Source organism: Moorena bouillonii PNG, assembly GCF_001942495.1.
GTDB lineage: Bacteria > Cyanobacteriota > Cyanobacteriia > Cyanobacteriales > Coleofasciculaceae > Moorena > Moorena bouillonii.
Map to the genome: position 1 here is coordinate 7306284 of NZ_MKZS01000001.1, position 11287 is coordinate 7317570.

The following is an 11287-nucleotide window of genomic DNA, read 5'->3' on the forward strand; positions in this document are numbered from 1 at the left end:
ATTCCCGATTCCCGATTCCCGATTCCCGATTCCCGACTCCCGATTCCCGACTCCCTACTCCCGACTCCCTACTCCCTACTCCCTACTCCCTACTCCCGATTACTCTTGCGTCAAACGGGTCATAACCTTATTGGACCGTTCCACAAACGCCTTCATGCCTTCCGCATCAAAGCCTTTCTGGGCCATCAGTGCCAGGTCATAGACATGCTGACAAATCATGGTAGCCAATTCCGCTGAGGGAGACTGACCGCCACTCTGAATAATACTGCCTTGATTGAGGTTAACTAGATTCTGAATCAGTGGGTGGGTGGTATTTACCACTAAAATATGTTCCTCTGGGAACTGCACCGACTCCTGCTGCATCATGGCAGTCATTTCCTGTAGACGGCGCATGGCTTCCGGTAACAATACCATGGCGGGTGGGGTGCCTTGGGGGTCATCAGACTTGAGGGCTTGAGTCCGGACATTGACCTTAGGCTTATTAATCGCTTGCTCGAACAGTTCCTTAATCAGTTCAGAACGGGTTTTGTTGGTCTTGGGATCAACAATCTCTTTTTCCTGCTCCTGATCAACAAGGGTATCATCCAAGTCTGAATCCACCCGAGAGAACTTAGCTTCTGTATATTCCCGTTCCAAGAAGCTAATGTAGTGACTGTCGATAAAGGAGTCCATGAATAGGACTTCTAACCCTTGATTTTTGTGCAGTTCTACATAAGTGGCTTGGCTAGCCTCATCAGTGCAATAGAATACCCGATTTTCGTGGCGTTCTTTATTGCGCTCTAAATACTCTTTGAGGGTAGTGTAGGGTTGAGAAGAAGAAGACTTGGCCTGTTCGGTGTCCCCATCCGGAGTGACATCCTCCCAAGCATCCCCCTCTTGGGATTGCACTTCTACCTTAGGGGTGTCAGTAGGGGTGTCAGTGGTTGGAGCTTCGGAACTTTCCACCGGTTGATAGGTGGTGCGGAAGATTACAATATCTTCTACTTGTTTCTTAAACTTATCGCTATTGATGCAGCCAAACTTAACGAATGTACCCACATCTTGCCAGGAACGGATGTACTGATCCCGCTCATCTTGATACTGTTGCTTTAAGCGATCGCCAACTTTCTTAGCAATAAAGTCACCAATCCGAGCCACTGTCCGGTCTTTGGTCAGAGCAGAACGGGAAACATTCAGGGGAATATCAGGACTATCAATCACCCCTCGCAGTGGCATTAGGAAGTTAGGAATCACTTCCTCACAGTTGTCACTGACAAACACTTGATTACAGAAAAGCTTGGTTTGCCCCTTAGTCACATCCACGTCTGGCTTCAATTTGGGGAAATAGAGAATGCCATCAAGCAGGAAAGGATAATCAGTGTTTAGATGTACCCACAGCAAGGGTTCATCTTGGAATGGGTAAAGATAGCGATAGAACTCCAGATAGTCTTCTTTAGTCAGGTCTCTTGAAGATTTCTTCCACAGTGCCTCATGCTTGTTGATCACCTCATCTTCCAGCTTGATGGGCACTGCCATGAAATCACAGTAAGATTTCACTAGCTGACGAACCCGTGAGGGTTCTAAGTACTCTTGTTCCTCCTCTTGCATAGTGAGGGTAACGGTAGTACCTGGTTCTGTCCGCTCAGAATCCGCTAGTTCAAAGGCTGGAGAACCATCACAAGACCAATGCACGGCTGTTGCCCCTCCTCGGTGAGATAGGGTATCAATTTCTACCTTCTGAGCCACCATGAAAGCAGAGTAGAAACCCAATCCGAAGTGACCGATAATCTGTTGGTCAGCTTGCTTTTGGTACTGCTGGATAAATTCTTCAGCGCTAGAAAAAGCAACTTGATTAATATACTTTTTCACCTCATCGGCAGTCATCCCAATGCCGTTATCAGAGATGGATAGAGTTTTCTTATCCTTATCAAGGGTAATTTTAATTTCCGGGTCTCCCACATCCCCGTCAATCTCCCCAGCATAAGAGACCATCTTCAACTTCTGGATGGCATCCACTGAGTTGGAGATCAGCTCCCGCAAGAAGATTTCGTGATCGGTGTAGAGAGACTTCTTGATAATCGGGAAGATATTCTCAGTATGAATCGTGATTGTGCCTTGTTCCAGTACAGTCATTGGTATTGCTACATTAATATGATGAATGTCCCTTTAACGATTTTGAGGGATTACTTTTGATAGGAGAGATGGGGTTGTCCACCGATAGGGATTCGGATTTCCGTATCTTAGGGAGTGGAAGAGCGGAAATAAAGGGAACAGAGGGAATACAGGGAAGATCCCAAAGATGGAGGCGATGGGGGGATGGGGAAATAGCGGGGAGTGTCAATCTTGATAAAACACCAAGCACCCACAAGGATTGACTCCACTACAACCCTTGTTAAGTATCATAACTATTTTAGGGGTATTTAGTTTAAAAAAGGGAACAGCGGATCTGGGAACAGGGAGTAGGGAGTAGGAAATCGGGAAAAGGCAAGAGGCAACAGGCAAGAGGCAACAGGGTAAATTAAGGAAGATATCCGATTTTTTTGCTGGTGTTATTATCAATCATAATTTGGGTTAATTATTGTTGTTTTTAGGGTTATGTACTTGATTAAGTATTCCCTCTTCCCTTTTGCCTATTGTCTTTATTTTTGCATTTTATCTATTGCCTTTCCAAGTTGCAATAAATTCAATGGAAATAGGATATTATGATAATTAGCAGCTAACCAGATAGGTTAACAAAGTTTTTTCATTCCCTATTTCCTGTTCCCTGTTCCCGATTCCCGATTCCCGATTCCCGATTCCCGATTCCCGATTCCCTATTCCCTGTTCCCTATTCCCTCCCCTATACAATTTAACTATATACCGAGAATAAATCAATCCGCGATCCCATGACTAAAGTTTTTCTAATCTGTTCTGGTCTAGGTCATATCCAGCGGGGCTATGAATCGTTTGCCCAAGAGTTCTTCGCCGCTTTATCTCAGGAATCTTCTCTTGATATCACCCTGTTTAAAGGAGGAGGTAAGTCTCAAGAAAAAATGATTACATTATGGAATCTACCACGGTATAGTTGGATGGCCGGTCAACTGGGAAGATTGGTTAAGCAATTAAGTAACTTTTTAAAAAAAGGTGACTATTTTGTCAGACAAGAAGGCTACTTTATTGAACAAGCATCATTTATCGTAAGTTTATTATCACATATATATCGTGAACGTCCAGAGGTAATTTACTTCAGTGATGATGGCTTAGGCTATCTACTGTGGCACTGGCGGCGTTTGACAAAACAGAGTTATAAGCTGCTTTTCCGTAATGGAGGAGCCTTCTCTCCTCCTTTTTACCGTTGGGATCATGTACAGCAGTTAACACCAATTCACTTTAAACAGGCGTTAACTTATGGAGAGCCTGCTGATAAACAAAGTCTACTACCCTCTGGATTCTTTATCCCTGCCAAATTACAGATACTGTCACCATTAGAACGAGAGGGGTTACGAGAGAAATTAGGACTACCGAAACAGCAACCCTTAATTCTTTCTGTGGCAGCGATTAATAAGTCTCATAAACGCATGGACTACATTATTAATGAAGTAGCGAGTTTGCCAAAACCTAGACCATTCCTATTATTATTAGGTCAACAGGATGCTGAATCACCAGAAATTATTCAGCTTGGCCAAGAGCTATTAGGGGTTGATCAGTTTCAAGTGCGAACTGTTGCTCGTGAGCAGGTAACGAATTACTATAAAGTTGCTGATATTTTCGTCTTAGCTTCTCTCCATGAAGGATTACCACGAGTAATTGTCGAGGCGATGTCCCATGGTTTACCTTGTTTAGCTCATGATTATGACATTACTCACTTTGTTTTAGGCAATGAAGGATATTTCGCTAATTTTGAATTAACTGGAAGTTTAGCTAATTTAATTACTCAAGTATTGAGTGAAGGGTATAACGATAGTAAGCGTAAAAATTGTCATCGCAAGGTCTATGAAAGGTTTAGTTGGCAGCAGTTATCAACCGCCTATGTTGATATGATTGAACGGTGTAGATTAATGGTAAATGGAGTAGGGAGTAGGGAGTAGGGAGCAGGGAGCAGGGAATCGGGAATCGGGAATCGGGAATCGGGAATCGGGAGTAGGGAACTTCATTCTAAATTCTTCATTCTAAATTCTTCATTCTAAATTCTTCATTCTAAATTCTTCATTCTAAAAACCCTTGAAAAATAATATTGTAATCATTATTATTATAGTTGTAAACCTAAAAACCTTTTTTAGACTATGCATCACAATTTTCTGCCAAATTCAGACAATAATCCAGAGGATATCACTCGGAAGATTACTCCTGAGGAGTTTTCCGAAAAAGAATTCCTTGTTCCGTATATTGTGAAGGGAACTCGCCAGCAAATAAGCCATACCATGCATATCCTTAATGCCATGGGCTATGCACAGCTTTCGGAGTGGAGTCCTCTTCAGCCCACTGGAATTCCAGGGCAATTTATTACGATTATGAGGAGATACTGGATTTGGCGTTAATACCTTAAATTTCTGGGGGGGTTTCCCCCCAGGGCAAAGGCTCCGGTCTGTTCGCTACGCGAACAGATAGGTGAGAAAATTGAGTGCATAAGCGAAAATTACTAGCCGTGGAAAGTATTTCTGCGGCTATTTTTTTTGGTTAGCAGGTTTAAGGTTAGTATGTTGTTCGCGTAGCGTGGCCAAAAGGCCAAGGTTAGCAGGTTTAAGGTTATTCTTGTTGAAGGTTAGTAGGTTTAAGGTTAGTAGGTTGTTCGCGTAGCGTGGCCAAAAGGCCAAGGTTAGTAGGTTGTTCGCGTAGCGTGGCCAAAAGGCCAAGGTTAGTAAGTTTAAGGTTAGTAGGTTTAAGGTTAGTAAGTTTAAGGTTAGCAGGTTTAAGGTTAGTAGGTTTAAGGTTAGTAGGTTGTTCGCGTAGCGTGGCCTTTTGGCCAAGGTTATTAGTGTTTAAGGTTAGCAGGTTGTTCGCGTAGCGTGGCCTTTTGGCCAAGGTTAGTTTATTGCATTGATGAGGTACATTTATAAATCTCAAAGTCCCCCTTTTTAAGGGGGATTTAGGGGGATCGCTTTGTCCCTAATCGGAGAGAGAATTGCTATTTTATGTTAAAGGTTATTATGTTGAAAGTTATTAACAGGCTCAGCTCATCAACACCAAACCTCGCACCATTAGTATTGTCTTGAGCCAATCACTAATATCATCTCCGGATAATTACCCTTAATAAAAATCTGCCCCATCTCCCCATCTCCCCATCTCCCCATCTCCCCACACTTGCCTGCTCCGAAGCTCCCTAAAACCAAGATGCTCTAAGGTTCTGTTAGCAGATATCCGAGAATAGTGCTAGTATTTAACAATCTTGGAAATCGATTCAGTAATGCAGTAGACTGAGGAGCAGGTACTATAAGTAATAGGATAATTTTCAGCAATACTTTTAAGGTAACCTTTGCCAGTAATAAGGTTGGATCATGTCTGAGGGCATGGCAAAGAAATCGGAGTGCGGCTAGGGTTTGGTGTCCTTGTGGAGAGGATTCAAAAGCCTTGAAAATTAGGTACTTATACAGGTTAGCGAGGCTGTGCTTTTTCAGATATTGTAGAGAATCAGGAGCAGCAGCAAAGGCTCGTTCAATTACTTGTAAACAACCTGCTTCCATCTTGTCAGTATCAGAAGAGGCTGAATTAGCAGAGACTCGATATAAAATGTGTGGGTATGGTACAGCTACAAAGGGATAATGAGCTGCGAGCCGCAGCCACATATCCCAATCTTCTGCCTGGGTTAGGGATTCATCAAATTGACCAACTGTGTCAAATGCTTTTCTACGAATTAAGACGTTAGAACCATTTTCCAAAAAATCAGTTAGCAAGAGCTGAGGATAAACATTACCATTGAGAGTGATATGGTTACCTCGCCGCAAAAACTGACCTGATTCATCGATGTAATTTGTCCAACTATAGGCAACGGCGGCTTGGGGGTTTGCTTGTAAGGCGTTTAACTGGAACTCTAATTTATCCGGATGCCAGAGATCATCGGCATCTAGGAAAGCAATATAGTCCCCTGAAGCATGGGATAATCCACGATTACGGGCTCGGTTGACGCCAGCATTGGGATAGGAAAAAATTTTTAAGCGAGCATCTTTGATGCTAGAAATTATTGGCCATGTCGAGTCTTTGGAGCCATCATCAATGACAATTAGTTCAAAATTACTAAATGTCTGATTTAAAACCGATTCAATCGTCTGTTTGATAGTTTTTTCGTCATTATAAACCGGTATAATTATAGATATTAAAACCATATTATCCTGAATTAGTTCTATGGTTCATCAGCACCTGAATAGTTTCTTCTGGAGCATTGTGCTGCTTCAAATAGGTTTTGAGAGTTGTTTCAGTTTGACTCTTGAGTAAAAAATCACTGACTAACAGTTTAATAACTTGCCTAACATATAAAATAGCATACCTCCAGAAAGGTACATGTTTTGAATTTTGATAAATTATATTGACCATATGCCAGATATTATAATTTGACTTTAAATTAGTGAATCCTTTCAAAATCTCTAGTCTTTTGGCTGTATTCGGTTGAAGATACCATTGTAATAAAGGGGGCATATAACGAATCAAGTCATTTAAATTATAATCAGTAGTGGCTTGGAGTTTACTTGACAAAATCACGTTAAATCCTGATTTATGAGCACGACTAACAAACTCAAAGTCACCGCCGTAATGCCTGAATCTATCAGCATCTGGAAATCCAATTTTATCGACCACTGCTCTGGGGATGATAGCTATATTACCATTTAGGGTATCGACTGACCTAGCCTCTGCTGTAGCAAAACAATCCATACTCCGAATTGGCTGTTTTTGATGCATCCCACTGAACACAATCCAATCGGAATAGGTTTTATCCCGTACAATACCGCCAACAATTGTATTATTGTACAGTGGAGACTGACAAATATCAATCAGGTTGTTAAGGAAATTGTCTGACAGAGAGATATCATCATTTAGCCACACTAGGTAATCGGAGTCTAATTTATCTATGGCATAGTTCATCCCCAGACAAATCCCACCTGTCCACCAAAGATTGCCATCTCCTTCAATTAAGTAAACATTGGGAAATTGACGTCTAATCATGTCTCGGGTGCCATCTGTGGAATCATCATCTACTATGATGACTGAGATAACTGAGGTATTATCGGTATTTACTTTAGGAATTTGCTGAAAAATTTGACTCAGAATAGTCTGAGTATAGTGTTGCCTATTTCTAACTGGAATAATTAAGGATATTTGGGTCATGATAGCAAAGGGAATAGGGAATAGGGAATAGGGAGTAGGGAGTAGGAAATAGGGAATCGGGAATCGGGAATCGGGAATCGGGAATCGGGAATCGGGAATCGTGAATCGGGAATCGGGAATCGGGAATCGGGAATCGGGAATCGGGAATCGGGAATCGGGAATCGGGAATCGGGAATCGGGAATCGGGAATCGGGAATCGGGAATCGGGAATCGGGAATCGGGAATCGGGAATCGGGAATCGGGAATCGGGAATCGGGAATCGGGAATCGGGAATCGGGAATCGGGAATCGGGAATCGGGAATCGGGAATCGGGAATCGGGAATCGGGAATCGGGAATCGGGAATCGGGNAGATATATCATCATTTAGCCACACTAGGTAATCGGAGTCTAATTTATCTATGGCATAGTTCATCCCCAGACAAATCCCACCTGTCCACCAAAGATTGCCATCTCCTTCAATTAAGTAAACATTGGGAAATTGACGTCTAATCATGTCTCGGGTGCCATCTGTGGAATCATCATCTACTATGATGACTGAGATAACTGAGGTATTATCGGTATTTACTTTAGGAATTTGCTGAAAAATTTGACTCAGAATAGTCTGAGTATAGTGTTGCCTATTTCTAACTGGAATAATTAAGGATATTTGGGTCATGATAGCAAAGGGAATAGGGAATAGGGAATAGGGAGTAGGGAGTAGGAAATAGGGAATCGGGAATCGGGAATCGGGAATCGGGAATCGGGAATCGGGAATCGGGAGTCGTAAAAATTAGTTTTTGTACTTCATTGAATATGATTTTTTTTTAATCTAAACATACCTATTAAAAAAGTGTTATAATGATAGTATTTGCCTCAATTATTAGTTAACACTGTTCCCTGTTCCCTGCTCCCTGCTCCCTGTTCCCTTATTTTGTAAAAGCTTTCTAATAACAAAAAATGGACTAATCAAACTGCCCCAGAAGAATTCTAGTTGGAAGGCGGCAATGAGATTAGTTTTAAATTGTCCTCGATACTTAAGGAAATGTAGGATAAATCGGCGCAAATTTCCCAATAAGGTTTTGGTAATTACTATAGGCTTTTGCCAAAAGGTAGCATTAATCAGGCGGAGCTGACATGTGGCCAAACCACAGCCACGAGCGAGAGTGAGCAAGTAATCTCTCTGAAGACGCCACTGGGGAATCTGATGATAGCTATGCATGGCTGGGTTATACCAAATTTCCCAACCTGCTTTGTACATATACAGCAATGGCTCATAATCATCCCCCTGCACGAATAATCCGGGTAGTTTGCCTGTCAAACTGGGACGAGGTGGCACACTATCGAGCCAAGCTTGTCTACGAACGACTAAGCTTGCCCCTGGGGGTAGCCTGATTTGCTCGGGTTGAAAGGGATGGGGGTTTGGTCCATGTTCCCGAATTGCCAGAAATTGCTTGATGGGATCAAAATTTTCTGGGGGTTCGACTTCAAAATCACCGTGAATTTGACCACTGTAGGCTCCTGCCTTAGGATACTCTTGACCAAAGCTATAGGCTGCAGCAATCCAGTTGGGATCAGGTAAATTGTCATCATCTAAAAAACCGATTAATTCACCTTTAGCCTCCTGGACAGCTCGCAACCTGGCAAATGCTGATCCTTGTTCGAGTTCAAAACAATATCTTAAGGGGACAGATAAATCCCAATTGCTTTGATAGTCTTGAATAACCTGGGCAGTATCATCGCTACTATTGTTGTCAACAACAATAATTTCCCAACTGATGGGGTTGAGGAATATTTGCGATCGCAGTCCTTCGAGCAGTAATGGTAAACGCTTCGCCCCATTATAGGTCGGAATCGCTACAGTAAAGTCAACAGCCATAGAACTAGCTCATCTAGCTTTGTTAGTAAATCACCACAATTTTGCCAAATTGGCTCAACTAATAGAAGCATAATTTGATATCCTGAGATATCCTGATTGGTGATTTGAGATTGATGGAGAGAACCTCCTTCACCCACTCAATCATAATTATGATAAAATCAACAACTGTATTTTCCTGGAATTCAAGGGCGATCCCATTGGCCAGCATGGGTGAACTTACCCATATAACTCGTGGTCTAGACAAGGTAAGGGAGATGCAGGGTGTTTACAAATTATTTTCCCTTACCTAAAAACCTTTGAGATGGACGTCATGGACTAGAACCATTGACACCGGACAAGGTAAGGGACATGCAGGGTGTTTATAAAATTATTTTCCCTTATCCAAAAATTTTTTGAGTGTTGACCGTTGACTCTTTAGTGTTTACTGTTTACTGTTTCGTTTTGACTATTTAGTGTTAACTATTCACTATTGACTGTTAAAAAACAGCAATATTCCTAGCATTTCCTACTTACCGAGAGTCATCTACCGTGTTATTCAACTCATACGCTTTCATCTTCGGCTTTCTTCCCATTACCCTGGTGGTTTTTTTTGGCTTAAGTCGCTTCCGTGTGGTTAAAGCTACCTGGGTATGGATGACGTTAGCATCCCTATTTTTTTATGGTTATTGGAAAATTACTTATCTGCCTCTGTTAATAATTTCAATTAGTGGTAACTATGTCATTGGCAAACAGATAGAGAAGCTAGTAATTCTGTTAGACGAAGGAAGTGGAGAGGATAGTGCGGCTCCTGATAAACCAGATAAAATCTCAAGCATAGTATCTACAGTAGTTAGTTATAAACAGCAAACTAAACTGCTGCTTTGGATAGGTATTTGCTTTAATTTAGCGATTTTGGGCTATTTCAAATATGCTAATTTTTTCGTAGATTCATTAAACTATATTTTAGGCACAAGTATCACTATTCCACCAATCTTACTTCCTTTAGCGATTTCTTTTTATAGCTTTACCCAAATTGCCTATATTGTTGATGCTTATCGTGGGGAAACGAAAAAGTGTAGGTATAATTTTATGACCTATAGCCTGTTTGTGTCTTTCTTTCCCCAACTGATAGCCGGTCCAATTCTCCGTTACGATGAACTATTGCCCCAGTTTGAGAAGTTACGCAATAGCCTGTTTTCCTGGAAAAACATGGGAATGGGGCTGAGCCTCTTTATCCTAGGTTTAGGTAAAAAAGTTGCGATCGCAGATAATCTATCTCCCTGGGTAGCCACTATTTTTAACAATACTGACCAACTCAGCTTTGTAGAAGCCTGGGTGGGGGCATTGAGTTATACCTTTCAACTGTATTTCGATTTTTCCGGCTACTCTGACATGGCCATTGGCTTAGGATTAATCACAAATATCCGCCTACCGATTAACTTTAATTCCCCCTACAAAGCGAGATCTATCAGTGACTTTTGGCGACGTTGGCACATCACTTTGTCCAATTTTCTCCGGGATTACTTATATATTCCTCTTGGTGGTAATCGTCGCGGTCGTCTACGTCAATATGGTAACTTATTAGCTACAATGCTTCTCGGAGGATTGTGGCATGGTGCTGGCTGGACATTTGTGATTTGGGGGGGACTCCATGGCTTATTTCTGGTAATTAATCATAGCTGGCGGCAAATGAAGCTATCGATGCCGAAAATTATAGCCTGGATCCTGACATTTTTAGCAGTGGTGAGTACGTGGGTATTGTTTAGGGCGACGACTATTAGTGAAGGTCTAGGAATATTACAGGCAATGGTAGGACTCAAGGGCGTTATCTTACCTACTACTTATCAAAATACCTTGGGTTGGTTAACCCCCTTAGGCATCCAATTTCAGGAGTGGCAAGAGATGAACGTTCTTCTGCCACCTATAGGTTTAGAAAAGACCTTTATGGTACTATTCGGACTAATCCTAGGGGTTACCTTTTTGCCTAATACCCAGCAAATCATGAAACACTTCAAGCCTAGCTGGTACTGGGCAACAGGTATTGGCTTAATCGCTACATTTTGCCTACTATCTCTTAACAGAGTTTCGGAATTTCTTTACTTCCAGTTTTAAAGGTGTGGGGAGATGGGGAGATGGGGAGATGGGGAGATGGGGAGATGGGGAGATGGGGAGATGGGG

General features: G+C 42.0%; 8 protein-coding genes and 1 pseudogene. 3 read left to right on the forward strand and 6 right to left on the reverse strand.

The annotated features are described in order from the left end of the window. Positions 1 to 99: 99 nt before the first annotated feature. On the reverse strand, positions 100 to 2112 hold the full coding sequence (gene htpG, locus BJP37_RS29765) for a molecular chaperone HtpG (protein WP_075904290.1): 2013 nt from the start codon (positions 2110 to 2112) through the stop codon (positions 100 to 102). Between the two features lie 752 nt (positions 2113 to 2864). Between htpG and BJP37_RS29770 the strand changes: the two genes are divergently transcribed. Further along, positions 2865 to 4046: a glycosyltransferase family 4 protein gene (locus BJP37_RS29770; protein ID WP_075904292.1), complete on the forward strand. Its 1182-nt coding sequence runs from the start codon at positions 2865 to 2867 to the stop codon at positions 4044 to 4046. Between the two features lie 195 nt (positions 4047 to 4241). Next, positions 4242 to 4496, forward strand: coding sequence for a hypothetical protein (locus BJP37_RS29775; protein ID WP_075904294.1), 255 nt, complete (start codon positions 4242 to 4244; stop codon positions 4494 to 4496). 208 nt (positions 4497 to 4704) lie between these two features. Here BJP37_RS29775 and BJP37_RS29780 read toward each other — a convergent pair whose 3' ends face one another. From BJP37_RS29780 to hpsE, 5 genes and pseudogenes are all read right to left on the reverse strand, one after another. Further along, positions 4705 to 4980, reverse strand: coding sequence for a hypothetical protein (locus BJP37_RS29780; RefSeq protein WP_143727860.1), 276 nt, complete (start codon positions 4978 to 4980; stop codon positions 4705 to 4707). Positions 4981 to 5294: 314 nt separating this feature from the next. After that, entirely contained in the window at positions 5295 to 6278 is a 984-nt protein-coding gene (locus BJP37_RS29785) for a glycosyltransferase (RefSeq protein ID WP_075904298.1), read from the reverse strand. Position 6279: 1 nt separating this feature from the next. Further along, positions 6280 to 7275: a glycosyltransferase family 2 protein gene (locus BJP37_RS29790; protein WP_075904300.1), complete on the reverse strand. Its 996-nt coding sequence runs from the start codon at positions 7273 to 7275 to the stop codon at positions 6280 to 6282. A gap of 415 nt (positions 7276 to 7690) precedes the next feature. After that, positions 7691 to 7930 (reverse strand): annotated as a pseudogene (locus tag BJP37_RS45245) (glycosyltransferase family 2 protein); the annotation flags it as partial. Between the two features lie 204 nt (positions 7931 to 8134). Next, positions 8135 to 9130, reverse strand: coding sequence for a hormogonium polysaccharide biosynthesis glycosyltransferase HpsE (gene hpsE, locus BJP37_RS29805; protein WP_075904302.1), 996 nt, complete (start codon positions 9128 to 9130; stop codon positions 8135 to 8137). 528 nt (positions 9131 to 9658) lie between these two features. On the opposite strand from hpsE, the gene BJP37_RS29810 reads away from it, so the two are divergent. Continuing rightward, on the forward strand, positions 9659 to 11221 hold the full coding sequence (locus tag BJP37_RS29810) for an MBOAT family O-acyltransferase (RefSeq protein ID WP_075904304.1): 1563 nt from the start codon (positions 9659 to 9661) through the stop codon (positions 11219 to 11221). The last annotated feature ends 66 nt before the right edge of the window (positions 11222 to 11287 follow it).

Bases quoted from the DNA above. Each gene is read 5' to 3' on its own strand.
- htpG (WP_075904290.1), bottom strand. From the start codon at position 2,112: ATGACTGTACTGGAACAAGGCACAATCACGATTCATACTGAGAATATC.
- BJP37_RS29775 (WP_075904294.1), top strand. From the start codon at position 4,242: ATGCATCACAATTTTCTGCCAAATTCAGACAATAATCCAGAGGATATC.
- BJP37_RS29770 (WP_075904292.1), top strand. From the start codon at position 2,865: ATGACTAAAGTTTTTCTAATCTGTTCTGGTCTAGGTCATATCCAGCGG.
- BJP37_RS29790 (WP_075904300.1), bottom strand. From the start codon at position 7,275: ATGACCCAAATATCCTTAATTATTCCAGTTAGAAATAGGCAACACTAT.
- BJP37_RS29785 (WP_075904298.1), bottom strand. From the start codon at position 6,278: ATGGTTTTAATATCTATAATTATACCGGTTTATAATGACGAAAAAACT.
- hpsE (WP_075904302.1), bottom strand. From the start codon at position 9,130: ATGGCTGTTGACTTTACTGTAGCGATTCCGACCTATAATGGGGCGAAG.